This is a genomic window from Bacillus sp. EKM202B, from assembly GCF_011066025.1.
GTDB lineage: Bacteria > Bacillota > Bacilli > Bacillales > Bacillaceae_G > Bacillus_A > Bacillus_A toyonensis.
On the sequence record NZ_JAAMNK010000002.1, the window covers coordinates 1 to 25,798 of the forward strand.

The following is a 25,798-nucleotide window of genomic DNA, read 5'->3' on the forward strand; positions in this document are numbered from 1 at the left end:
TCTTTTGAAGAAAATTTAGCCATAAAAAATGCACCTCCAATTGTTAATTATGTGTCTAACAATTGGGGTGCACTTCAAATTGATAGTCTTTAGTCGTCGCTACGCTGCATACCAGTATATATTAATACAAGACGTAATAATTCAAATACAGCTACAGCTGCAGCTGCTACATATGTTAATGCTGCCGCATTTAATACTTTACGAGCTTGGCCGTACTCATCTGTCGATACGATACCAAGTGCTTCAATTTGTTGCATTGCGCGTTTTGATGCATCAAACTCAACTGGTAATGTAACAAGTTGAAAAACAACACCTGCTGCCATCAAAATAATTCCTAGCAACAATAAACCAGACATTTGTGCAAACACACCAATTAAGACGAAAACCCAAGACATATTCGAGCCAAAATTAGCAACTGGCACTAATGAATGACGAACACGCATGAAATTATAATCTTTTGCATCTTGAATCGCATGCCCTACTTCGTGTGCTGCTACTGCTGTACCAGCAACTGAATGGCCATAGTAGTTATCTGTTGATAATCGAACTGTTTTGGCAGTTGGATCATAATGGTCTGATAAATGACCTGGCGTTTCTTCTACAGCTACGTTGTATAATCCGTTTTCATCTAAAATTTTCCGAGCCACTTCTGCTCCTGTCATACCTGATGTTGAATAAACTTGTGAATACTTGCTATAGGCACTACGTACTTTTGACTGTGCATACAACGGTATGATCAAAATGATCGCGAAGTAAATTAAATAAAACATCATGAACCTCCATTGAAGTTTTAATTATAGTACTTCTCATTCTATTTTTTTCTGCCACCATTGTCAATGAATAAACCTTACAATCCGTATCTTTATTTATCCCGCTATTTGTAGACAGTTAGACTCCCACCTCAAAATTCTGCTGGAGCAAAGAACTTAAGCGGTATATCCACTGCCCGTAAACGCCCGATTGATGAGGGCTAATAATCAATGAGGTATGAACCTCCCCACTGATTAAAGTTTCACTTTATCGCATTATCTATTTTTAGAATGTACATTACTTTTTCTTTTCTCTCGCTCACCTTTATACTTTCTCCATCCAACATAAGTTAATGTGAATAAAATAAGTCCTCCAGTAATTGTCATAAACCAAATGAGAGAGGGGGCAATTTCATCTTTTTTTACTGTGTGAAATATCTTTTGCAAATCTCCTTTAATGATTCCTAATTGCATTTGCCCACCTTTCGTTTTTAACATAACGTTACGAAATTCATCCAAATAAGATAAATGAGCATTTACACGTTGCACCTCGTTTTCTGGCAAAGCAATCATTAGGCTTGGGTAAATAATATTAAATTCATTTAAGAATGTATTTAACGTTTGCTGAAACTGTCCAGTATCTTCTTTTTTCATCGCTTTTTCCATTTGAGAAAAAGCATCCATTACTTTCCCTTCTCTTTCCATCCAAAGCGGTTGATATTTCGATACTTGCGCATCAACAGCAAGTTGTAATGCTATCACATTATCAATTTTAACTTGCTTACCTAAATCTTCTTCCGAGAGAGATTGTTTCGCTTTGTCGTAAGCTAAAGAAATGACTCTAATTTGATCTGGTGTTACTTCTTGCTTCTTTTCATTCCCCTTCACTAAAAACTGCTCCGAGAAATATTGTAATACTTGTACTGCTTTTTCATCTTCATTACGCTTCACTAACTGTAACGAGTCGTCTAGCAACCCCGTTAGTTCACTCCACTCTTCAGCATATATACGTAACGGAAACATTATAATTAGAAATGCTATCAATCCAATTAATGTTCTCTTCATCCCGGTCCCCCCTATAACTACTAGTACAAAATATGTGGAATTGGACAAGAATAGAACAGAACTGCCCCGAAAAATATATTATCGTTTTACAAACAAAAAAATTCTCTTTAAGCAGAGAATTTTTCCTTTGAAATCCTTTTCTTTTTTACGAAATATCTATACAAGCTGTAACAAAGTATACTACCACCTAAAATGAATAATAAAATAGCACACGCCGCATGCATAAAAAATTCTTCTGGTAGCATTAAAATAATCGGATCCGATTCAATATCAAACATCCAATAATCGTTACTGAATAACAGCTTATGGAATAATACAAAACTCTTTTCAAAATTAATAGCGATTGGCAACACCAGTGCTATCGGAAATATAATTGTTACAATCGATCCATGCAGTAAAAATTTTTCGTTTTTTCTTTTTAATAAATAAACGCCGCCTATCACTACAATCATAATTGTCGCATACATCACATATTGAATCTTTACTATAATATTTTTAACATCTACAAAATGAATACGACCATTTGTAGACATATCTAATGTCGGTAAATGTAATGCTCCGTCATAAAACGGAGATAAATATGTAATTAGCACATCATAATTTCTCTTAATTTCATCTTTTGTCATATCCGCTAAATCTGGAATGTTTAAAAAATCAATTTCAAAATAATACAGCCATTTTCCATATATAACTGCCATTGTTGCAAGTGCAAAAATAGAAAATGCTATGCTATATGAAACAACTAACGTAATCAATCGATCCAATATTTTTCCACTCTTACTTCTCTTCATTTTCTCCCCCTAAATGTTCACACCATCATAAAGAAAACTGTTTTCGGCGCTCACGTAAGCAATAATAGTATGTGATGCACAGTACGACAATACTTAACCAAAATGTAAAATAACCAATTTTCTCTACAAACAAATGCATAATTCCGTATCTCGGCATTTGCCAAAATAAATAATCAATTGCGTCATTATGTAATGTCCATATACCTGCTACTACAAAATGCCATTTTTTTATACGGTAAAACGGAGCATATAACACTCCCTGCACTGCCATTGCAAAATGCGATAGCATTAACATATACCCCATCAAGCCAATAGGACCTTTTACATAAATCATAACCACATTTACAACAACAGCCCATATACCATATTTTATTAAAGTTACAATTGCCAGCGCCTCTATTAATCCCCAGTTTCGCTTTACCAAGAAAGCAATTAAAACAAAGACAAAAAAGAGAGTCGCCATAGGACTATCTGGTACAAACGGCCAAAATATAGGTGACGTTTCTTTTAATTGATTTCCATACCATATAAATCCGTAAATTGTACCTAGTATGTTAACAATCAATAAAAATAATAATACTGAGCGTTGTCTTAACATTGCATACAAGTAAACCAAGCTGTATGTCCAACACCTTTCATTCTTTCCTCAAACTCTACTCTATTATATAGTAAACTTTCTGTCATCAAAATAAAAAGCTGACCACAAAATTTGTAGTCAGCTTTTCTATTATTTTTTATTATACTTTGCAACGAATTCCGAAAGCTTTTTCAGTTCTTCATCCGTACCTTTAAATACACCTTTAGGCATGGAACCTTTTCCATCTTTCGCAATTTTAGCGATTTCTTCAGGTTTTAAAGTTAAGTTCTGCAAAGCTGGTGCTGCCGCCCCGCCTTGTAAATTATCACCATGACACGTTAAACAAGTATTTTTTTGCATTAACTTGTAGCCGTCATCATTTTTATCAACTGGTGCTGTTTTTACAATTGCGCCTTGTTTCTTTGCAGCTTCCCAGTCGTGGTGTGCTACAGATTCCCAAGTTAAAAAGATAATCGATGCAATTGCTAAAAGCATAAATCCAGTGGCTACAGGACGCTTCAACGGGCGTCTTTCTGGACCTCGATCGAGAAATGGAGCTAACAGCAATGCTCCGAACGCAATCCCTGGCATAATAAACGCTCCAATTACAGTAAATGAACCAGAAGCATAAGAATACTTTAGTAACTGATACAAAAATAAGAAATACCAATCTGGAAGTGGTATATATCCGGCATCTGTCGGATCCGCCATTCTCTCAAGCGGTGACGGATGTGCCACTGTTAAACATAAATAACCGATTAAAAAAACTGCACCAACCATCCATTCTTTTAACAAGAAGTTCGGCCAAAATGCTTCTGTTTTTCCTGGGTATTCAGAATAATCTTTTGGAATATTTGGTTTCCGAGCTACTGGTACTCGAGAATCTCCTACAAATTTCATTCCTTTGCCGCGATGCATAATCTCCCTCCTTTAGTTCTTTCCCCTTTAATTTAGCAATCTCTTATAGTGGACCGGAAATACCTTGTTTGCGAATCATGATGAAGTGGAAGGCCATTAAACCTAGAAGTGCTGCTGGTAAGAAGAAGACGTGAATAGCAAAGAAGCGAGTTAATGTTTGAGCGCCAACAATTTCGGAATGACCAGCGAGTAATGTTTTAATATAAGGACCAATGAGCGGCGTTTGCTCTGCGATTTGAATCCCTACTTTCGTAGCAAATAACGCTTTCATATCCCACGGTAATAAATATCCGGTAAAACCAAGACCTAACATAACAAAGAAAATAAGAACACCAACAATCCAGTTTAACTCACGAGGTTTTTTATACGCACCTTGGAAGAAAACTCTGAGTGTATGTAAAAACATCATTACAATTACGAGACTAGCACCCCAGTGGTGCATACCACGAACAATTTGCCCGTACGCAACTTCATTTTGTAAATAGTAAACAGATTCCCACGCATTTTTAATATCAGGCACATAATACATCGTCAAAAACATTCCAGATAAAATTTGAATTACAGTAACGAAAAAGGTAAGTCCTCCAAAGCAATAAACGAATGCAGAAAAGTGATGTGCCGGGTTTACATGTTCAGGTACTTCATGATCAGCGATATCGCGCCATATCGGTGTAATATCTAAACGTTCATCTACCCAATCATAAATTTTATTTAGCATCTACTTTGCACCCCCTTTTGGCTTCGCTTTTCCTAAATACAGCGTTCCATCTTTCACTTTAGACTCGTACACATCAAGCGGAGCAAGTGGCGGTGTGCCTTTAATGTTCATACCATCTTTTGTATAACGTCCTCCGTGACAAGGGCAAAAGAATTGATTCGGATGTGCTTTGTCCGAATTCCAGTTCACTGTACACCCTAAATGTTTACACACTGGAGAAAATGCAACGATGTCTCCGCTTTCATCTTTATGCACCCAAGCAGATTTTGGCTCTTCAGACTTGTACCATCCGTCAACCTGTTTCACCTTAAAGTCGAAACGCTTCGGCTCTGTTGTAATATCCTTTACTTGCGCAACAGCAACCATATCTGTTCCCGCTTCTTTTCTTAACACCGGATCAAGCGCAAATCGCGTCATCGGCATTAAAATACCCGCTGCCATAAAGCCTCCTACTCCTGTAAGTGTGTAATTTAAAAACTGTCTTCTTGACACACGATGTTCTTTCTCGCTCACGAAAATTTCCCCCCTCTATCAGAAATTGTCCCCTCGTGAAAAATAATATAAAAAATAAATACTAGGACACTATCATGATATAATACCCTCAAGCACAGGTCAATATCATACTACTCATAATAATAAGAACTTTCTGTTTATTACTATTTTCCCCATTTTTCTTCTAACATTACCATTATATTTTTTATATGAGCGTGAATGACTTCTCTCTTCGCTTGATCACTAAATTGTTCTAACGCTAATGAGGGTAACCAAAATAAATCCCCCTGTAACTCTTGCATATCTTCTTTCCATGAAAAATCACTTGTAACATAAGCAATATGTTTAAAGCCTTGACTTTGTAAATGATCTGTCCATTCTTGCAAACGAGCTTTTTCATTCTTTTGACTTTCTACTAAATACGTAAATGCAGGTAGTAAAAGCACTCTTCCTTTATATTCTCTTTCCAACTCCATACTCAACAATTCAATAAATTCACCTTGTTCTACTACCGTTTTCATTTCTTTTGCTGCTGAAATTGACAAAAGAGGTATTACCCCTGTATCTATATACTCCCTTGCTTGCTCAAACTGTTCCACGTCTTTTACAATCCATTTCACATTTCTTCCCTCCCTCCAGCTAAAATGACAGAACTTTCACTTTATATATATTAAACCATACTAAAAGGGGTAAAAAAAGAAAAACCACCCAAGATAGGTAGTTTTTCTTAAAAAAGTCCGAAATTTGTAAAAATTTAATAATTCAAATAAATCCTATAAAGTCTTTAACTCCGCCGTTAACCTATGAAACGCTTCCTTATCTTGCTTATCCAACGCTTCATCAATTTGTTTCAAAAGACGTTCTCTTCTAAATGAAAATACACTCTCTTCTAAAAATCTCTCTGCAAGTAAACGATCTTTTTCATTTACTTCAATATGCTTTGGTAAATATGGATTGTCTTCTAATACAGCTACATAGTTTGCGTTTTGGAACGATGATTTAAAGTTGAGTTGAATATAAATATCCTCATCTCGATTTAAACGAATATCATGAAACGATTTTTCAGCATCTGTTGTCATAACATTTTGTTTAAAAAAGTGAAACGGTGTGTCTTTCACGCAATTTGCTGACATCACTAAGCCACGCGGACAATATTTTGCATGCTCTACGAAGTGGACTTTATGCATTAATTGGTCGTGACTCATTAAATAATTCAAAATCCATACACATTCACGCTGTTTCAGTTGGTAATTATTCAAAAACCATTTCACAAAATCCTTCTTCTCGTTTACAGAAACAGGGGTATTCATAGCAATTAAGTCCCTCCTCTGTCTTTCTCTTTTCTTTTTAGATTCAAGAAGCGGCATTCAGTTTCCTTCCAACTTATGAAAAATCCTCTAAATTATATAACAACTCTTCAATATGAATTTGTGTCGGGTCTAGTTGTAATAACTGAGTAAACACTTCTTTGGCCTCTTTTCGCATTCCTTCTTCCAATAAGAAATAACCGTACTCTTCCAAGAAGTCTGGATGATTCTTAAAAGAAGTATATGCACTTTCATAGTGCTTTAATGCATCCGAATACATTTCTAATTGTTTTTTTGCAAACGCAAGATCCCAAAGTAGTTGTGTATCTGGCTCTCCGCTATCAATAGCACGCTCTACAACTGTGATTAACTCTTCATACTTTTCTTGTCCTTTTAAAATATATGCATATTTTAATATTGCACCTAAATGTCCTGGATCTAACTCAAGCGCTTTTTGAAGCACTTCCTCTGCCTCTGCTACTTTTCCTAATTTAGCTGCAATGCTCGCTAATTCTACATAAAACGGAACAGCAAGCTCATCTACTTTAATTCCTTCTTGAAGTGTTTCATAGCTTTCTTGCAGCATTCCTTCTTTTTCATAGCTTTTCGCTAAATACATGTATAGTGATGCGTACTCAGGATCTAATTCTTTTAGTTCTTGCCAAGCACCAATTGCTCTTTGATATTCTTCTCCTTGATATAATGTGAAAGCATATCCAAATAAGGAGTGAATATCTTTTTGCTCCTCTAAGCCTGCTTCATAGTAAGAGATCGCTTCTTCCCAGTTTCCAATTGCACTTAACGTTTCTGCGAGACGAAGTGCAATGACAACACCCCCCATTACTTTATGTTCCGCTAATAGCGACTCGTAATAAGTAATTGCCTTTTGTTCTTCACCTTTACTACTATATAATTCTGCTAATCCAAACGTAATAACAGGTTCGTCAGGCATCAATTCTTTCGCCTTTAATAGTTTTTGCTCTGCTACATCATCAAAACCTTGCATTTGGAATAAATCTGCAACAAGCAATAACGATTGAACATATAAATCATCATTTTCTGGAATATCATGAAGTACTTCAATCGCTTCATCTTCTTTATCTAAATCAATATATAATTCTGCTAAAAATACCGTAAATTCACTCTCTTCCGGATATAGCAAACGTAAATCTTCTGTTATTACTAGCGCCTCATCCGTAAACCCAAGTGTATGATAGTAGCGAGCGATATCATACTTCTCTTCATCATTCGCAACTTGTAATTGTTCTTTTAATAATTGTAATCCTTTTTCCGCTTCACCATTTTCAATATATGACACAGCTTGTTCAAACTTTTGCATAAACGTCTCCTTTAATTCTAAAAAATATTCTCTTCTGTTCATTTATCCCGCTATTAACGGGCAGTCAGACCCCCACCTCAAAATTCAGCTAAGGCAAAGAAGTTAGTTTGGGGATCAACTGCCCATAAAAGCCCGATTGGTTCAACTAATAATTAGCGGGGGATAAACATCCCCCACTGATTAAAGTTTCACTTTATCATAAGCAACGCACTATTATAACGCAACCTTTAGAATGGGCATGCTCCTTCTTGTACTTTTTCTTATAGCGTAGCTACTTGTTCAAAAAGTTCGGATGTGACACCGATCCCTCACTACTTTCTATTGTACCGTTTTCTTTCATGACCGTGCAAATAACTTCCCTTATTAATTATGAAGCAACACCAACCAAGCTTTTAGGAGCTGTTCATGCGGGATAAAAAAGACTCCTATAAAAGGAGCCTTCACAATTTCTTAAGAATAGGTTTCTTCTTTCTTAACTTGCTCATTTACAAGCTCTTTCAGTAATTCTATAATTTCATCATTTTCTTCTTTCAATCCGACGGTAATACGAATGCCATCATGTATTCCAAATGCAGCACCAGAACGAACAATATATCCTTTCTTCATTAATCGTTCGAAAGCTTCATTACCAGAAATACCAAGTTTTAAGAAAATGAAATTTGTTTGAGACGGATAATAGAATACGTTATATTCCTTACAAAATGCATAGTATTGATTTAACCCTTCAGCATTTTTTTGCACACAGTCTTGTAAAAATGTTTGATCTTCTAATGCAGCTATTGCTACAGCTTGGGCTACAGTCGATGTATTGAACGGTAACCTTGCTACTTCCAACTGCCCGATTAACTTCGCATCACCAATCGCATATCCAATTCGAAAAGCAGCTAAGCCATATGCTTTTGAAAATGTACGTAATACCATAAGATTTTCATATTTTTCAAGAAGTGGCAATGTTTGCGGATAGTCTTTTGCTTCCGCATATTCATAATATGCTTCATCCATAATAACGAGCGCTGACTTAGGTACTGATTCTAAAAATGAAAGTAATTTTTGTTTCTCTACATATGTACCTGTCGGGTTATTCGGATTACAAATCCACACAATCTTCGTTTTATCATCTACTTGTTGTAACATTGCATCTAAATCGTGAATGCCATCTTTAAGTGATACTTCACGAACTTCTGCCCCTTCAATAACAGCATGGTGATGGTATTGCGAGAATGTAGGATTCGCCATTACAACATTTGTTCCTTCATGTAGTAAGGCACGGCTAATCATTTGAATAACTTCATCTAACCCACTACCAAATAACAGTTGTTCCGCTTTTACACCTAAATGATCAGCTACTTTTGTCCGAAGTTCAAAAGCATATCCATCTGGATAAAGAGCGTATTGACTCACTAATGATGTTAACGCTTCTGTCACATTTGTAGAACAACCGAATGGATTTTCGTTCGATGCTAATTTCACAATTTTTGATAATCCATATTCTCTTTTTACTTCTTCAATATTTTTCCCAGGTACATATGCTCTCAAAGTTAACAATTGCTCTTTCACTCTCATTTTTCTTCCCCCAGTCATTTTATTGAATTCGATTACAGTAAGGGATTATAATCCCTTACTGTAATCTTTTATCATAACCGTCACTATTACGAAAACACCTCTAAATAAGCACTTCATAACTGTCCCTATATTTTTAAGCCATATCCTTTTGAAATGCTTCTAACGCAATATGAACAGTCTCATCAGGAATAGATACGACGTTCACCACCCCATATTCCTGCATAAGTACCATATGAATTGTTCCAGCATTCGCTTTCTTATCTTGTTTCATCAGTTGAACGAGGCGCTCTACATTCAAATCGCTTGGCATTTTTGGATAGCCGTATTGCAAGAACCACTGCTTTATCTCTTCATAAGCAAGATCAACTTTATACACTTGCTCACTTAAAAATAAAGCAAATAACATCCCAACTGCTACTCCGTCACCGTGAGTAATATTTCCATATCCAATCTCTTTTTCAAGAGCATGCCCTAGCGTATGTCCAAAGTTCAAATGAGCACGTACACCTTTTTCTGTTTCATCTTGTGATACAATATTTGCTTTTACAGGAATCGCCTTCATTAATATGTGAATTAACTTCTCATCACGAAGATCCGCCAATGTTTGCACTTCTTCTTTTAACCAATGACACAGTTCAACATCACCAATCAAAGCATGTTTTATCACTTCTGCAAAACCTGAACGCCATTCTTTTTCAGGAAGAGAGTATAAAAATGGTGTATGATATACAACCGCTTCTGGCTGATGGAATGCACCAATCATATTCTTCCCTAACGGATGGTTAATTGCTACTTTCCCGCCTACTGCACTATCGTGAGCTAATAAAGTCGTTGGAACTTGGACAAAGCGAATGCCACGCATAAACGACGCAGCAACAAAACCAGCCAAATCTCCAATCATTCCGCCTCCAAGTGCGATAATTAAAGAATTTCTATCTAATTTATTTTCAAGAGCTGACGTATGAGCCGCATAGAAATTTTCAAAAGACTTCTCTTTTTCACCACTCGGTACAACGAATGAAAATACTTCTTGCTCTACTTGCAATGCATTCACAACTGTCTGTAAATGTAAAGATGCAACAACTTCATCTGAAATGATCATTACGTTAGATACAACTGGCTGCATATTTTGAACAAATGTTGTCAAATGTAATAATGCCTCTTTCCCAACATGTACATCATATTCTTTTGATTTCGTTTGAATATGTATGTTTTCCATTAAAATCCCCTCGCATATTCATTATGTTTCTCCATATTTTCACGAATAAGATCCATACGATCTAATCCAAATTGTTCTATTAAAGCAGTCGCTAATTCCCAAGCCACAACAGCTTCTGCAACGACACTAGCTGCTGGTACAGCACAACTATCTGAACGTTCAATGCTTGCTGTAAAAGGTTCTTTCGTATCAATATCCACACTTTGAAGAGGTTTATATAGTGTAGGTATCGGTTTCATCACACCGCGCACAACAATTGGCATTCCAGTCGTCATACCGCCTTCTAATCCACCTGCATGATTCGTTCTTCGTGTATATCCACGTGCTTCATTCCACAGAATTTCATCATGAACTTCACTTCCGGGTCTATGCGCTGCTTCAAAACCAATTCCAATCTCAACACCTTTAAAGGCATTAATGCTCATAATCGCGGCTGCTAATTTCGCATCCAGTTTTCGATCATAATGCACATAACTTCCTACTCCAATTGGCATTCCTTCCACAATTACTTCAACGATGCCACCGATTGAATCACCATTTGCTTTCGCATCATCAATTGCTTTTATCATTTGGTTGCCAGCTTCTTCATCTAAACAACGTACAGGTGATGCTTCTGTAATACTTTTTAATTCTTCAATTGAACGATACGTAATCTCCTTAGCTTGTACACCGCCAATTTCAATTACATGGCCTGCCACTGTAATACCAAGTTCCGCTAACACTTTTTTAGCAACCGCACCAGCAGCAACACGCACTGTCGTTTCGCGTGCTGAAGAACGTTCAAGTACATTTCTCATATCTCTATGACCATATTTAATCGCACCATTTAAATCAGCATGTCCAGGTCTTGGTTTTGTTACTTTCCTCTTCATTTCTTTTTCTTCTTGTTCCGTTAACGACTCTGCACCCATAATTTTTGTCCAGTGTGCAAAATCACGATTTTCAACAACAAGTGCAATTGGAGAACCTAATGTCTCTCCATGTCTAACACCACTTGCAATTTGCACTTGATCTGTTTCAATTTGCATGCGTCTACCACGCCCATATCCCTTTTGCCTTCTAGCTAACTCTTCATTTATATCATCCGCTACTAAAGGCAGCCCTGCTGGAATACCTTCTATAATCGTTGTAAGTTGTGGACCATGAGATTCACCAGCTGTAATATATCGCATACGTTATTCCTCTTTTCGTATATGTATTTATCTCGCTATATTAAGCAATGATATTATCTTTCATTACTCTAAAAATATGAAAGAAATTATATGATTGATCAGCCATTCGCTTATTCTCCGATAGGCCTTTTACTTTACATATCAATATATCATAACCGCTCTAACTTCGTAACTAATCCAAATAAAAAAAGTGCAAGAAGAATACCCCTATTCTTCTTGCACTTTTTACTATTATCACAGTGATTAAAGCGTTTACAAATTATTTCAAAATAATTAGTAAATCCATTCATTCATTAATTTTGAGTAGTCTACCAATTCTTCTTCTTTAAAGAAAATAGCAATCTCGCGCTCTGCGCTTTCTAAAGAATCAGAACCGTGGATAATGTTTTTCGCAACAGTTACACCGAAATCTCCACGAATTGTTCCAGGAGCCGCTTCATGTGGTCTTGTTTTACCCATCATATTACGAGCTGTATCTACTACACCTTCACCTTGCCATACCATTGCAAATACAGGTCCAGATGTAATAAAGTCTACTAATTCACCAAAGAAAGGTTTTTCCTTATGCTCACCGTAGTGTTGTCCAGCAATTTCCGGAGTGACTTGCATTAATTTTGCACCAACTAATTGAAAGCCCTTTTTCTCAAAACGAGCTACAATTTCCCCAATGAAGGCACGTTGTACACCGTCTGGTTTTACCATTAGAAATGTTTTTTCCATAAAAAATCTCTCCACTTCTGAATTATGTATGTAATTGTATATCCCCACACACATATTAACACCCTTATCACAATTGTGCAATAGTTTTGAAATAGAGAGATTATTTTATTTTTTAGAATAAACACTAAAATTTTCGTTTTCCAATATACTTTGCAACATTTTGTAATGCATACTTTGCTTGCCCACGTGGGAGTGGTTTTATTATTTCCAATGCTTTATGTAAATAACGTTCGCTAAACGCAAATGCTTGATCAATAGCTGTACTATTTTTTACAGCATCAATAATTTCTTTCATTTCACTTGCTGTTGTATTTTCATGTACAGAAGTGATTTTCTTGCGGAGTATTGGATCTTCCATCGCATATAAAGCAGGCAGCGTAATATTTCCTTGTAGTAAGTCACCACCAGCAGGTTTTCCAAGTTTCTCTTCTGTTGAAACGAAATCTAAAATGTCATCAATAATTTGATAAGACATTCCTACGAAATACCCATACCAAAACAAACGATTTACCATATCACGATTAGCACCAGCAGCAATCGCCCCTAGCTGACAACTCGCAGCAATTAATAATGCTGTTTTTCGCTTTATCCTTCTTAAATACGTTCGTAAATTTTGGTCATAGTTATATTTATCTTTAATTTGTTCAATTTCACCTTTACATACTTCTAAAATTGTATGCGACAGTGCCTGATGCGCCTCTGGAATTTCGATATTTGTTACACATTCAAGAGACTTAGCAAACAGATAGTCTCCTGTATACATTGCAATACGATCTCCCCATTTCGCATTCACAGTCGCACTACCGCGTCGTAAAAACGCTGCATCAATAACGTCATCGTGAACGAGAGAAGCCATATGAATAAGTTCCAACGCAACAGCGACGTGCTTAATTGCGTCTAACTTATAATCCCCAAATTTCCCTGCAAGCAACACGAATACAGGACGAATTCGCTTCCCACCAGCTTCAATGAGTTGTAATGCCGCCTCTTCTACTAATGGCTGTTCAGAAGCAACTGTCTTTTTTAATTCTTTTTCTATTACATTAATATCCGATCGTAAAAAAGAGTACATAAGTTGTAACTTCATATTGTTCACCTTAACCTAAAACTTCTTTTTTCTATTTTGATTCTGGTTTCATACCTAAATGCATCGCTGCTACTCCAAAAGTAAATGGTTTCACTTGTACACGTTCAAGTCCAGCTTCCTCAAACATTTGAGCCAATTCTTTCATCCCTGGGAATGTACTAGCGGATTCTTGAAGCCATGAATATTCTTTATAGCTTTTCGCAAACATCTTTCCAAATAACGGCATGATATATTTAAAGTATAAAATATACCCTTGTCGAAAACCAATCATTGTTGGTTGCGATGTTTCTAGGCAGATTACTTTACCACCTGGTTTTACTACACGTGTCATTTCTTTTAATACGTGTAAATAATCTGGTACGTTACGCAAACCAAATCCAATCGTTACATAATCAAATGTATGATCTTCAAATGGAAGTTCCATTGCATTTCCATGTAGAAGTTCTACTTGTTTTAATTGTAACGCCTCTACCTTTTGTTTACCGACAGATAACATGTTTTCACTGAAGTCTAGGCCAACAACCTTCCCCTGCTCACCTACAGCTCCTGCTAGCGCAATTGTCCAATCCGCTGTCCCGCAGCACACATCAAGCGCTTTACTGCCAGGTTTTACATCCATAATACGCATCGTCTCTTTACGCCATGCTTTATGTCTTTGAAAACTAATTACAGAATTCATCACATCGTATTTATCTGAAATTTTCTCAAATACATCATGTACTCTTTCTTCTTTTGATTGTTGCATGCTCGTACCTTCTTCCAATGTAAAATTGCTTATGTCTTCGATTTATCTCTTAACACAGAATTTATTTCACTTATGTCTGTGTGATCTTCTAAAAATTGATCTTCTTTCTTTCGTAATTCCATCATCCATTCATTAATAACTGTTTCTGCATCAGCTTTATCCCCTAAAGCCTCTTGCACTGCTTGAAAAACAGGTGAATGTTGTTTATCAGCATACAGTTGACATTCTTTTTGGAGACGATTTTTCCCTAATACATACGTTATAAATGGTTTCCAATGTGATAAATGGAAATGATCACATGTTTTTTGAAGGAGCGCAGATTCAATCGTTACTACACTCTCCATTATGTTATCCATCTTGTCATGCGCTTTTTGGTATAGCATAATTTTATGTTCATTAATCTCTTTAATTCCTTCAGCAAGCGCGCGAATTAAAACAATATCACGATTCATAGACAATAAGTAATAATATAGCCCACTATAGTAATCACCTGCAAGTACTGTTAACTGGCGGCGTTTATGCGATTCAATCGCTTCTTCCCCCGCTTTGTTTGATACTCTTTCATGTGTATCAAGCGCAATTTGCACAAGCATAATCGTTACTACATAATGCTCAATTTGTTCTATATGTAAATTTTCACTTTTTAAAGCTCCATATAACAATGCTATTTTCTCTTCATCAATACATGGTTCTTCAATATAGTTTATGAAATAAGGATGGCGTAATTTCTCCATCAATTTCTCTTTTATACCCGCATACCCTCCGTAGATGTCACACACAAAAAATCACCCTTGTTTTCTAATTCATAAAACTTATTATAACACATACATTCTATTTTCTATAACCAAAACTTGGCTACACCTTCCATTGATGTAAGCAATCTTTCTATTCTCACTCTGCCCAACTAACACTATATCATTTATTTACTTGTAAAAAAAAGAAAAGCAGTTTCCCGCTTTTCTTTACTTCGTTTTAATAAAAGATAAAATTTCACTACGCGCTGCAGCATCATTTTCAAGCACACCACGTACTGCCGTCGTTATCGTTTTCGCACCTGGTTTTTTCACACCACGCATCGTCATACACATATGTTCTGCTTCTACTACTACCATTACACCATGCGGCTCTAGTACTTCCATGATAGAATTAGCCACTGTTGATGTAATACGTTCTTGTAGTTGTGGACGACGTGCAATTGTATCTACAGTACGAGCTAATTTACTTAACCCCGTCACCTTTCCGCCTTGCGGAATATATGCAACGTGAGCAACTCCATAGAATGGAACTAGATGATGCTCACACATCGAATAAAATGGTATATCTTTTACTAGTACAAGCTCTTCGTGATCTTCTCCGAATACTTTATGCAAATGCTCTTTTGGATCTTCATGCATCCCCGAGAACACTTCTGCGTACATTTTTGCAACGCGCTTCGGTGTATCAAGTACTCCCTCACGATTTGGGTCATCTCCGATTGCCTCTAAAATAAGGCGTACTGCGTGTTCAATTTGTTCTAAATTAACTTTTGCCATCCGCTAGCCCTCCCGAAAACCTAAAAGTGATACGAACACATTCTAGCATATTTATGTTTTTAAAAGCAAAAAGAAGAGTTCCCAAAAAGGAAACTCTTCTTCCCTGTTAATATGTAAGGATTATTTAACCGCATCTTTTAACGCTTTACCAGGTTTGAATGCAGGTACTTTACTTGCAGCGATTTCAATCTCCTCACCTGTTTGTGGGTTACGACCTTTACGAGCCGCACGCTCACGAACTTCGAAGTTACCGAATCCGATCAATTGTACTTTATCACCTTGTTTTAAAGCTTCTAAGATAGAATCAAAAACAGCGTCTACTGCTTTTGTTGCGTCCTTTTTAGAAAGGGAACTTGCTTCTGCAACAGCATTGATTAAATCTGTCTTGTTCATGCCATTCACCTCCTCCCAAAGATAAGACTGTATAATGATCATAAAATGAGTCTTACTTTCATTTGTAGGCAATTTTTACAAATTCTATACTACAAAGATGTAGATAAATCATTATCAACGCCTATATTATACGATTCTCCTTTATAATTCAATATTTTTAAGGAAATTGTTACTCTTAAAATGTGAAAATCTGATGAAACTTGACAATTTACAACAATGTATTAGATAATGACTGTTTATTTTTCTATTCCATACGTAAAAAATAAAAAAATCCCTCTACAATGAGAGGGATTTTTTCTTATAATATAATCGCAATTAATCCGCCAGATCCTTCATTAATAATTCTTTCTAGTGTTTCTTTTAATTTATATCTAGCATTTTCTGGCATTAAAGATAGTTTTGCTTGAATTCCTTCTCGAACAATAGAGCTAAGCGAACGTCCGAATATATCGGAATTCCAAATTGATAATGGATCATCTTCAAAATCTTGCATTAAATAACGAACTAATTCTTCACTTTGCTTTTCAGTACCAATAATCGGCTCAAACGTCGATTCAACATCTACTTTAATCATATGAATAGATGGAGCTACCGCTTTTAATTTCACACCAAACCTTGAACCGTGACGTATGATTTCCGGCTCATCTAAGCTCATATCAGCTAGTGCAGGTGCTGCTACACCATATCCTGTTTGCTTTACCATACGCAGGGCATCCGCCACTTGATCATATTCTATTTTCGCATGAGATAAGTCGAGCATAAGCTTCAGTAAATGATCTTTCCCTCGAATTTCTACCCCTACTACTTCTTTTAAAATTTGATCGTACAATTCATCTGGCGCATATAAATCAATCTCTGCCACACCTTGCCCCATATCAATGCCAGCTAGACTTGCCCGATCAATAAATTCATATTGACTAAACTGCCAAACGACACGGTCCACATCACGAAGACGTTTTATATCCTTCACAGTCTCTTGAACTGCTTCTTGATAACTTTTGCGTAACCAATGCCCTTCATTTAGCACCATTACCCAACTAGGAAGGTTTACATTCACCTCTAATACTGGGAACTCAAATAACGCTTCTCGAAGTACATTATATACATCTGTTTCTCTTAAACTCTCTACACTCATCGCAATTACTGGTATATCATATTCTTCAGATAAACTTTGGCGTAATTGCTCTGTATCCGGATGATACGGCTGTACAGTATTGATAATCATAATGAAAGGCTTTCCAACTTCTTTTAACTCATTTACAACGCGTTCTTCTGCCTCTATATAATCTCTTCTTGGTATTTCGCCAATCGTTCCATCCGTTGTAATTACAACACCAATTGTTGAATGTTCTTGAATTACTTTGCGCGTGCCAATTTCTGCAGCTTCATGGAATGGAATAGGCTCTTCATACCAAGGGGTATTAATCATACGCGGGCCATTCTCATCTTCATAGCCTTTTGCTCCTGGAACCGTATATCCAACACAATCTACTAATCGAATATTTACTTCAAGTCCTTCATCTACTTCGATAGAAACCGCTTGGTTTGGAACAAACTTCGGTTCCGTCGTCATGATTGTACGACCAGCAGCACTTTGAGGCAGTTCATCCTGCGCTCTTTGGCGGTCAGATTCATTCTCAATGTTCGGAATAACAACAAGTTCCATAAATTTTTTAATGAATGTTGATTTCCCTGTTCGAACAGCTCCTACAACTCCAAAATAAATATCACCGCCTGTGCGTTCCGCAATATCTTTAAAAATATCTACCTTTTCCAAGTGATTCCCTCCCTCAAAATTTTTGGGAATAATTCCGTGTATATAGTCAACTAATACCTTCTCTAACGTTGCCTATAATATCTGATATAATATAATGGTATTCTAGAAGTTCGGACAATATATCAAATAATTTTGTCCAATTTCATATGACTATTTAAAAAATACTTTTTGTTTGCATCACAAGTTGTATAACATAAAAAACCTTTCTTCTAGAACTTATTCGCTAAAAGAAAGGTTCATGACTTATGATTTAAAAAAAATTGGTTCTCCGTCCTTCACCGTATACGGTAAAGAATATGCGGGAACAAATGGGGAGTCTTTCGATAGTATATTTCGAATATCTTCTCCTTCCTTAAATTGCCCTTCATTTTTTTTCAACACTTCATATAAGTCGATTCTGTAGTCAACAAATACTTCTCCTTTTTCATTGATTACAAAAGGAAGTCCTTTACCAGAATACGGACTTGTCACTTGCGGTACATCTTTATATCCTAGTTTTTTGTAATCCAATTCATATACCCCGTCTGAAATTACTTTTTTAAACGGTGGATATCTATGTTCATCACGGTACATCCTTAGTTTTAATGATAATTCCTGAATTTTTTCAACCATCCTTATATCAATTAACTTTACGGTCGGATTTGTTTCAACATCTATTAATACGTATTGGTATACCCCTCCACTTTCATACGCATTCCCTGGTGCTTCTTGTATGTAGCGCGGAGCAATTTTTTGAAAATCGATTGGATACTTTTGATAAATAGGTGTACTCATATCACGCGTTTTAATTGGCAATATCCCACCATTTTGTTCCTTATATGTCGTAATAGCTTTTTGAACAACTTGTAACTGATCTTCATAAGGAACAGCATTTTGTTTCATATTTTCTTTCGGATACATACACCCTGTTAAAACGCTGATGCAACAAAATATTAAAATAATATGGATTTTTTTCACTAACAATCACCTTTTCACGCTAGTATAACTTACTCCTTATGTAACATTTTGAGATACACTCCTCTTACTGCTCCACAGGTCCACTAAATACAACAAGAAAAATAACAATACCCGACACAATCATGAGGGTGTACGCTACTAACGCTGTAATCCCTTTCAGAAATTTATTTTTCATTTTATGCCTACTTAATAAAATAAAAACTACTGCAACAAACATAAATCCCATTGCCCCTAAGGAAAACCACATTTTTATAAGCCCTTCTGACATATATACACCCCTTTACTTTCAATCTATTTTTATACTATTTTAACAAATTAAAATCTTTAAACAAATACAATTCATCATTTTAATGTAAATTAACAAAATTTATGTACAAAAATAAAACCGAAGCGCATTATTTTGCGCTTCGGTTGACCAAATATGCCCTTACCAGCTCTATTCCCATTCTTTCATGGCTATCATATGCAATCTACAATCTCTTTGTTTCTCATAATTTATTTTTTAAACATTTTGCTTAACGAGCCAAAATCTGCTGGCATATTATTGTTAATAATCGCTTTTACAATTTGATCCTCTTGCTCTTTCGGCACCTCACGTCCTGCCATAAGAGCTACTTGATGAATCAATTGACGAAGCACAGTTTCATCACGTAAATTCGCATTTTGTACAGATGACGCTAATTTAAAAATATCCTCTTTGTTCACTTTCGCTTCCTTCTCAATATTATTAAAAATGTTATTATCCATTCTTTTCACCCTCTCCTCAAGTTACACTTCATCCTATGCAAAAATAAAAAAATGGTGAAAAGACCCAATCAAAAAATAAAAAAGCGACAGGAGTACAAATTGTACTTCTGTCGCTTTTATTTAAAGTAAATCAGGTATAGCTTCCACTTCATGTTTTCGAACGCGTCCCATCAATGAGCCTACTGCATCCTTTACATCATTCCCATTGAACAACACGTCATATAAAGCAGCTGTAATCGGCATTTCAACTTCCATCTTCTCTGCCAATTCATGAGCAGCTTTCGTTGTTCTTACGCCTTCTACAACCATCCCCATACTTTCTAACACTTCTTCTAAAGAGTGCCCTTTTCCGAGCATATTTCCAGCACGCCAATTTCGGCTATGAACACTTGTACAAGTTACTATCAAGTCTCCCATACCAGTTAGACCAGCGAACGTTAAAGGATTTCCGCCCATTTTTCTTCCTAAACGAGCAATTTCCGTTAAACCACGTGTCATTAATGCCGCTTTCGCATTATCACCTAATCCAAGACCATCCGTTATCCCTGCAGCTAATGCGATAATATTTTTTAAAGCACCACCAAGCTCAACTCCAACAATATCAGGATTTGTGTATACACGGAAGTAGCTATTCATAAACAAATCTTGTACTTCCTCAGCCGCTTCCATACGCTTCGCTGCCGATGTAACAGTTGTCGCTTGACGTAAGCCGACTTCTTCAGCATGACTCGGTCCAGACAGTACAACAACATCTTTAATCAAGTTCTCTGGAATTTCTTCCTCAATCACTTCCGAAATACGTTTTGACGTACCTGGTTCGATCCCTTTACTTGCATGAATCCACGTAACTGGTTCTGTAACAATTTCTTTCATCTCTTGTAATACATCTCTGTACGCTTTCGTCGGTACTACTAACAGTACTGTATTTACATCTACTAATGCTTCTTCTAAAGAAGAGTAGGCTACGATTGTGCTTGGCAATGTAATTCCTGGAAGATATCGACTATTCTCATGTTTCGCATTAATCTCATCCATAAGTTCAGAACGATTTCCCCAAATACGTACATCATGTCCATTGTCAGCTAATACCATCGCTAACGCTGTTCCCCAGCTACCTGCTCCTATTACTGTGATTTTTGTCATAAAATCACATCCTCTCCATTAGTCTCTTGCTCTAGCGATAATGTGAATCGGTGTTCCTACAAAACCGAACGCTTCACGTAAACGATTCTTTAAGAAGCGCTCATATGAAAAGTGCATTAATTCTGTATCGTTTACAAACACAACAAATGTCGGTGGTTTTACCGCAACCTGTGTCGCATAGAAGATCTTCAGACGGCTACCATTATGAGTCGGCGTTGGATTCATCGCTACAGCATCCATAATTACATCATTTAATACATTCGTTTGTACACGGATACTATGACTTTCATTTACTTCATTAATAACTGGTAACAATGTTTGTGTACGTTTTTTCGTTTTCGCAGATAAGAATACAATCGGTGCATAGTCCAAGAATTGGAAATGAGCACGAATATTTTCTTCAAATGCTTTCATTGTTTTCTCATCTTTTTTCACTGCATCCCATTTGTTTACAACGATAATAACAGCTCGTCCTGAATCATGAGCATATCCAGCAATTTTTTTATCCTGTTCAATAATTCCTTCTTCTCCGTCTAAAACGACTAAAACAACGTCAGAACGTTCAATCGCTCTAAGCGCACGAAGTACACTATATTTTTCTGTGCTTTCGTATACTTTCCCTTTTTTACGCATACCAGCTGTATCGATAATTACATAATCTTGACCATCTTTGCTATATGGTGTATCAACAGCATCACGTGTCGTTCCTGCTATATTACTTACAATTACACGTTCTTGACCAAGAAGTGCATTTACAAGTGATGATTTCCCTACGTTTGGACGTCCAATTAAAGAGAAACGGATTGTTTCATCGTCATACGCTTCTTCTTCAATCTTCGGAAAATGATTTGCAGCTTCATCTAACAAATCACCAAGTCCTAAACCATGTGTACCTGAAATCGGGAATGGCTCACCGAATCCTAATGCATAGAAATCATAAATGTCACTACGCATTTCTGGATTATCAACCTTATTTACCGCAAGTACAATAGGTTTTTTAGAACGATATAAAATTTTAGCAACTTCTTCATCTGCTGCAGTTACACCATCGCGACCATTCGTCATAAAAATGATAACATCTGCTTCATCAATCGCTACTTCCGCCTGTTGACGAATTTGTGTCAAGAACGGCTCGTCTCCAATATCAATTCCACCTGTATCAATAATGTTAAACTCATGATTTAACCATTCTCCCGCACTATAAATACGGTCTCGCGTTATACCTGGTATATCTTCTACGATTGAAACTCTTTCTCCAACAATTCTATTGAAAATAGTAGATTTTCCTACGTTCGGGCGGCCTACTATTGCTATTACTGGTTTCGGCATATACTTTCATCCTTTCAACTTGCTTCTGTTTATTATGTAAAAAACCCTTCTTTGTGCAAGAAGGGATTTGCATTCCAGAATATTTCTCAACGTATCAAAACACCTCATATTATAACACACGTTGCTAATGTTTCACAATAATATATACATTCTCTTGTAAGCGATGCGCAATACCATCTAATATCGCCTCTAAATTATTTGCAACAAATTCTAGTTCCTCTTTCGTCTCACAAGTAAATAAGGGAGCTCCGCCTGCAAACTTTTCCGGTGTCGTTGTAATTACCGCGAGAATAACACTTTCTAACATCATCTTTTATCTCCCCTTCCTTTCGGGGCTTCCGATGACATATGAACGGCACTTTCTAGCGTTGGCACATTCCCTATGACACCTATCGCTTTCTCGGCATCTTGGTCTTGCGGCAAGACAAAGATGCCAACTCTTCCATCTTCTAAATCACGCTTTGCTAACGGTACAAGTGCTGGTGTACCTGAATCCCTATATATCCCTAGAGCAACAGAGACATCATGTAAAATAGCTTGCCGTTGTCCTAAATTTGCAATTGTAACCATCGCATCAATTGATTTCGGTTTTAAAATAAAACCCATTCCATATTTCATAATTTCTTCTTGCCTTGCCGGCAATCCAATATTCATAATATAAATATTATCAATATAAAGCCCCGCTCCTTCAAAGCGAAGCGGTACATGCTCGATATCAACAAGATCATGTAACCTTTTGCCTGACATTAATTTTTTCGCAATAAAAAATGCTATTATAGCCATAATTACTCCAGCAATCCATGAATGGAACCCTATATACGCAAACGTCGTTGCAAACGACGTTAACATCGCCAAATAGTTGCGACTTTCAAAAACTAATGCAATTCCTTCAATGTATGTATTTCCACGCGGTACGAGCTCATATCCATCTAATTGTTGAAGCGTATTTCTTTCCATATTACGCACATCACGAAATTGCGTCGCTGCTAACGTAAGAAATGTAATGGCAGAAAAATCTTTTTTCAAAATAGACGGGATTGCAATCGCTCCTAAAGCTGCGGCAATTAACCCCATCGCAATATGAATAATTTTCCCATGAAGCCTCGTTGGATATTGCCGCGTATCCGTGCGAAGCATTAACACTCTCGTTACCGTCCCTGCTATTACGCCACATAAAATGGCTGGTGTATATTCAGTCATGTATTACCCTCGCCTTTCTTTTACGTGTTTTCCGCTTAAACTGTTCCATGTATACTGATACTTTTGCAATCCAAAATAAAATTGTCATAAACAATGTAGAAACGGCGATGATATCAAAAAACGCTAAACTACCGTAATCATAAGGGAAGTTTAGTTTTCGAAAAATAAGTGTCACTAACAACTCTCCTTGCAACATCCCTATATATAAAGAACATAATCGCAGGAAACGATCTCCATGCAATAAAACTGATGCATACACAAGGGCACCACTTAACAGAAACAACCTATCCACCACAATCCAAATCGGGTCATATACTTCTAACAAATGAAAACTTGTATATAACATTGCAATAATAAGCGCCGAAAGTAAGGTATATATTTTTTTCCAAATAGAATATAGCGTAATCCCTATAAAAGAAATAATACAAAGTAAAAGAGCATTTATTGATACCGTGAATGAAGCAATCGTTACATGTAACGGAGAGCAAATTATAAAAATCAATATACAAGCACTTAACTTCCATCGAATAGATTCCTTTTTCATAAAGAAAGTTACGATAACCCACCCTATCCAAGCTACAAAATAAAAAGTACTCCCATCCATCATTTCACCTCCTATGTTTTCCATTATGGGAACTTTTTATGAAAGTTAATCCCCCTTTCTTTACGCATAGTTTTTTCATATAACAGCAACACTTTTAATAAGGAGGTGCTATTCACAATGGGTAAAGATCGCCAAGAACGAAAACTAAGAGAATCACGCCGCGTTGAATCGGATCGCGACCAATCACTTCAATATCCTGGTGCAACAAGTCTTGATACACCGGAGCAAGCTCGCAAGCAAAATCAGCACTAAACATACAAAAAGACGGTTTCCATATTGTCCGAAACCGTCTTTTTTCATAATTATTTTAATGATTTTTATTTATATTGAAATAATATTTTATATACTAATTTTCCCATGACTTAATTTCACCTTCACCTATTTCCCATAGGAAATTTAAACTCTCTCTAATAATTCAGCATCACCTCTTCTATATTTTCTCATTTTTGCAACCTCTTTTTCAATTGCAAATTCCGCCGAATAATATTTTTATATACAATTAATCTTATTAAACGTCTGTTTTTTATAGAATACTAATTCCGTTCCCTACTTTATATTACAAAAAAGAATAGAAAACAAAAAACCAACCGTTCGGTTGGTTTTTTATCTCCTACTATAATGCGTTGTATCAATACCACGCTGCATTAACCAATGATACGTTTCGCCCTTTACAACAAGAGGTACAGATTGCAACTCTTCTATCGTCTTCGCACCAAGAGCTGTCATAATAAATTTTAAATCTGTATGTAAAAGATCAATTTCATCCACTAACTTCTCGATACCATCTTGCATTAAAATACGTAAAAAGTATCCAGCAAATGCGGTTGTATTCGCCCCTAATGCGATTGCCTTCGCCACGTCCAGCGCTGTTTGTATGCCCCCAGATGCAATAAAAGAGAGGTTGTTATTTGTAGAGGTTGCTTCAATAATCGAGGTAGTTGTTTGTATGCCCCAGTTATTAAAATAAGAAAGCATTCGCTGTCTTCTTTCATTTTCAACAGCAGCAAAATTTGTACCACCTTGTCCACCAATATCAATTGCCGTTACACCTATACTCACTAACTGTTGCACTGTTTCCTTACTCATCCCAAATCCAACTTCTTTTACAATGACAGGAATTTTACTCTTTAAAACAATTTGTTCAATCCGCTGAAGTACCCCCGTAAAATCACGATCTCCTTCAGGCATCGTTAACTCTTGTATAACATTTAAATGAATTTGTAGTGCGTTTGCTTCAATCATATCAACGGCACGCTCTGCCTGTTCGACAGTTGCCTCACTACCTAAATTCGCAAAGAAAATCCCATTTGGATTTATCTTTCTAACGACCTTATAAGAAGCCGCCTCACGCTCATCTTTTAACGCTGCCATTTGCGAACCTACAGCCATAGCGAGATTATGATGTTTCGCTACATATGCTAGTTGCTCATTAATATGTAACGTTTGCTCTCCTCCACCACCAGTCATCGCATTGATAAAAATCGGCGAACTTAGTGAAAGTTCGCCGATTTTTGTTTCACATGTTATAGTATCATAACTTGAATTTGGCAAGCTTTGATGCACAAAATCAATATCATGAAAGCCATGCGTACGAGACTGACCAGTAGAAAGAGCATATTCAATATGATCTAATTTACGTTTTGCCCTTACCACT

At 36.5% G+C, this 25,798-nt stretch carries 30 protein-coding genes; 1 reads left to right on the top strand and 29 read right to left on the bottom strand.

From position 1 onward, the window contains the following. Positions 1–89 precede the first annotated feature (89 nt). The 28 genes from G9F74_RS03200 to G9F74_RS03335 form a co-directional block, all read right to left on the bottom strand. Positions 90–770: a zinc metallopeptidase gene (locus tag G9F74_RS03200; RefSeq protein ID WP_000499539.1), complete on the bottom strand. Its 681-nt coding sequence runs from the start codon at positions 768–770 to the stop codon at positions 90–92. 255 nt (positions 771–1,025) lie between these two features. Beyond that, positions 1,026–1,814 carry a sporulation protein YpjB gene (gene ypjB / locus G9F74_RS03205; RefSeq protein ID WP_000831603.1) on the bottom strand — a complete coding sequence of 263 codons (789 nt, stop codon included), beginning with the start codon at positions 1,812–1,814 and terminating at the stop codon, positions 1,026–1,028. A 107-nt stretch (positions 1,815–1,921) separates the two neighbouring features. Continuing rightward, a complete protein-coding gene (gene lit / locus G9F74_RS03210) occupies positions 1,922–2,605 on the bottom strand; it encodes a lipoprotein intramolecular transacylase Lit (protein WP_000830607.1) in 684 nt (227 codons plus the stop codon). Between the two features lie 25 nt (positions 2,606–2,630). Next, complete coding sequence (gene lhaT, locus G9F74_RS03215) at positions 2,631–3,221, bottom strand: lipoprotein heptaprenylglyceryl N-acetyltransferase LhaT (protein WP_000262817.1); 591 nt, start codon at positions 3,219–3,221, stop codon at positions 2,631–2,633. A gap of 111 nt (positions 3,222–3,332) precedes the next feature. After that, the gene (gene qcrC, locus G9F74_RS03220; RefSeq protein ID WP_000554601.1) at positions 3,333–4,100 is read right to left on the bottom strand and encodes a menaquinol-cytochrome c reductase cytochrome b/c subunit; all 768 of its coding nucleotides are present in this window, start codon (positions 4,098–4,100) and stop codon (positions 3,333–3,335) included. A 43-nt stretch (positions 4,101–4,143) separates the two neighbouring features. Beyond that, positions 4,144–4,818 (bottom strand): menaquinol-cytochrome c reductase cytochrome b subunit, encoded by a 675-nt coding sequence (qcrB, locus tag G9F74_RS03225; RefSeq protein ID WP_000932700.1) that lies wholly within the window; start codon positions 4,816–4,818, stop codon positions 4,144–4,146. After that, on the bottom strand, positions 4,819–5,331 hold the full coding sequence (gene qcrA / locus G9F74_RS03230; RefSeq protein ID WP_001290419.1) for a menaquinol-cytochrome c reductase iron-sulfur subunit: 513 nt from the start codon (positions 5,329–5,331) through the stop codon (positions 4,819–4,821). It abuts the gene before it with no gap. Between the two features lie 143 nt (positions 5,332–5,474). After that, positions 5,475–5,930, bottom strand: a complete 456-nt coding sequence (locus tag G9F74_RS03235) for a YpiF family protein (RefSeq protein WP_016108082.1) — start codon at positions 5,928–5,930, stop codon at positions 5,475–5,477. A 153-nt stretch (positions 5,931–6,083) separates the two neighbouring features. Then, positions 6,084–6,620 carry a ReoY family proteolytic degradation factor gene (locus G9F74_RS03240; protein WP_001095919.1) on the bottom strand — a complete coding sequence of 179 codons (537 nt, stop codon included), beginning with the start codon at positions 6,618–6,620 and terminating at the stop codon, positions 6,084–6,086. A 73-nt stretch (positions 6,621–6,693) separates the two neighbouring features. Further along, complete coding sequence (locus tag G9F74_RS03245; protein WP_001168690.1) at positions 6,694–7,956, bottom strand: tetratricopeptide repeat protein; 1,263 nt, start codon at positions 7,954–7,956, stop codon at positions 6,694–6,696. A 450-nt stretch (positions 7,957–8,406) separates the two neighbouring features. After that, positions 8,407–9,519: a histidinol-phosphate transaminase gene (gene hisC, locus G9F74_RS03250; RefSeq protein ID WP_001264040.1), complete on the bottom strand. Its 1,113-nt coding sequence runs from the start codon at positions 9,517–9,519 to the stop codon at positions 8,407–8,409. 133 nt (positions 9,520–9,652) lie between these two features. Next, positions 9,653–10,738 (bottom strand): 3-dehydroquinate synthase, encoded by a 1,086-nt coding sequence (gene aroB, locus G9F74_RS03255; protein ID WP_016108081.1) that lies wholly within the window; start codon positions 10,736–10,738, stop codon positions 9,653–9,655. After that, entirely contained in the window at positions 10,738–11,910 is a 1,173-nt protein-coding gene (aroC, locus tag G9F74_RS03260; protein WP_001269353.1) for a chorismate synthase, read from the bottom strand. Before aroC ends, aroB begins: the two co-directional genes overlap by 1 nt. A 273-nt stretch (positions 11,911–12,183) precedes the next feature. Further along, a complete protein-coding gene (gene ndk, locus G9F74_RS03265) occupies positions 12,184–12,630 on the bottom strand; it encodes a nucleoside-diphosphate kinase (RefSeq protein WP_000415890.1) in 447 nt (148 codons plus the stop codon). A 124-nt stretch (positions 12,631–12,754) separates the two neighbouring features. After that, a complete protein-coding gene (hepT, locus tag G9F74_RS03270; RefSeq protein WP_000776088.1) occupies positions 12,755–13,717 on the bottom strand; it encodes a heptaprenyl diphosphate synthase component II in 963 nt (320 codons plus the stop codon). A 31-nt stretch (positions 13,718–13,748) separates the two neighbouring features. Next, the gene (gene menG, locus G9F74_RS03275) at positions 13,749–14,462 is read right to left on the bottom strand and encodes a 2-heptaprenyl-1,4-naphthoquinone methyltransferase (protein WP_001187664.1); all 714 of its coding nucleotides are present in this window, start codon (positions 14,460–14,462) and stop codon (positions 13,749–13,751) included. A gap of 29 nt (positions 14,463–14,491) precedes the next feature. Beyond that, positions 14,492–15,241: a heptaprenyl diphosphate synthase component 1 gene (locus tag G9F74_RS03280; RefSeq protein ID WP_000332836.1), complete on the bottom strand. Its 750-nt coding sequence runs from the start codon at positions 15,239–15,241 to the stop codon at positions 14,492–14,494. A gap of 183 nt (positions 15,242–15,424) precedes the next feature. Continuing rightward, the gene (gene folE / locus G9F74_RS03285; RefSeq protein WP_001151479.1) at positions 15,425–15,994 is read right to left on the bottom strand and encodes a GTP cyclohydrolase I FolE; all 570 of its coding nucleotides are present in this window, start codon (positions 15,992–15,994) and stop codon (positions 15,425–15,427) included. A 120-nt stretch (positions 15,995–16,114) separates the two neighbouring features. Then, on the bottom strand, positions 16,115–16,387 hold the full coding sequence (locus tag G9F74_RS03290) for an HU family DNA-binding protein (RefSeq protein WP_001043860.1): 273 nt from the start codon (positions 16,385–16,387) through the stop codon (positions 16,115–16,117). A 298-nt stretch (positions 16,388–16,685) separates the two neighbouring features. Further along, entirely contained in the window at positions 16,686–18,164 is a 1,479-nt protein-coding gene (spoIVA, locus tag G9F74_RS03295) for a stage IV sporulation protein A (RefSeq protein WP_000416518.1), read from the bottom strand. 243 nt (positions 18,165–18,407) lie between these two features. Next, the gene (locus G9F74_RS03300; protein WP_016108080.1) at positions 18,408–19,121 is read right to left on the bottom strand and encodes a hypothetical protein; all 714 of its coding nucleotides are present in this window, start codon (positions 19,119–19,121) and stop codon (positions 18,408–18,410) included. A 64-nt stretch (positions 19,122–19,185) separates the two neighbouring features. Continuing rightward, a complete protein-coding gene (locus G9F74_RS03305; RefSeq protein ID WP_001289001.1) occupies positions 19,186–19,389 on the bottom strand; it encodes a DUF2768 domain-containing protein in 204 nt (67 codons plus the stop codon). Between the two features lie 227 nt (positions 19,390–19,616). Further along, entirely contained in the window at positions 19,617–19,868 is a 252-nt protein-coding gene (locus G9F74_RS03310; RefSeq protein WP_000369753.1) for a stage VI sporulation protein F, read from the bottom strand. A 120-nt stretch (positions 19,869–19,988) separates the two neighbouring features. Beyond that, positions 19,989–21,011: an NAD(P)H-dependent glycerol-3-phosphate dehydrogenase gene (locus G9F74_RS03315; protein WP_000161758.1), complete on the bottom strand. Its 1,023-nt coding sequence runs from the start codon at positions 21,009–21,011 to the stop codon at positions 19,989–19,991. An 18-nt stretch (positions 21,012–21,029) separates the two neighbouring features. Beyond that, a complete protein-coding gene (gene der / locus G9F74_RS03320) occupies positions 21,030–22,340 on the bottom strand; it encodes a ribosome biogenesis GTPase Der (protein WP_001125887.1) in 1,311 nt (436 codons plus the stop codon). Positions 22,341–22,464: 124 nt separating this feature from the next. After that, positions 22,465–22,650, bottom strand: a complete 186-nt coding sequence (locus G9F74_RS03325; RefSeq protein WP_000979055.1) for a capping complex subunit for YIEGIA — start codon at positions 22,648–22,650, stop codon at positions 22,465–22,467. Continuing rightward, entirely contained in the window at positions 22,647–23,540 is an 894-nt protein-coding gene (locus G9F74_RS03330; RefSeq protein ID WP_000141591.1) for a YIEGIA family protein, read from the bottom strand. The genes G9F74_RS03325 and G9F74_RS03330 overlap by 4 nt, the downstream gene beginning before the upstream one ends. Beyond that, positions 23,533–24,144 (bottom strand): YphA family membrane protein, encoded by a 612-nt coding sequence (locus G9F74_RS03335; protein WP_000349114.1) that lies wholly within the window; start codon positions 24,142–24,144, stop codon positions 23,533–23,535. Before G9F74_RS03335 ends, G9F74_RS03330 begins: the two co-directional genes overlap by 8 nt. A 117-nt stretch (positions 24,145–24,261) precedes the next feature. Here G9F74_RS03335 and G9F74_RS03340 point away from each other — a divergent pair, with 117 nt between their 5' ends. Further along, positions 24,262–24,396: a YpzI family protein gene (locus G9F74_RS03340; protein ID WP_000513901.1), complete on the top strand. Its 135-nt coding sequence runs from the start codon at positions 24,262–24,264 to the stop codon at positions 24,394–24,396. Positions 24,397–24,747: 351 nt separating this feature from the next. Here the strand turns inward: G9F74_RS03340 and G9F74_RS03345 are convergent, their stop codons facing one another. Beyond that, the gene (locus G9F74_RS03345; RefSeq protein ID WP_000251049.1) at positions 24,748–25,797 is read right to left on the bottom strand and encodes a type 2 isopentenyl-diphosphate Delta-isomerase; all 1,050 of its coding nucleotides are present in this window, start codon (positions 25,795–25,797) and stop codon (positions 24,748–24,750) included. Position 25,798 lies beyond the last annotated feature (1 nt).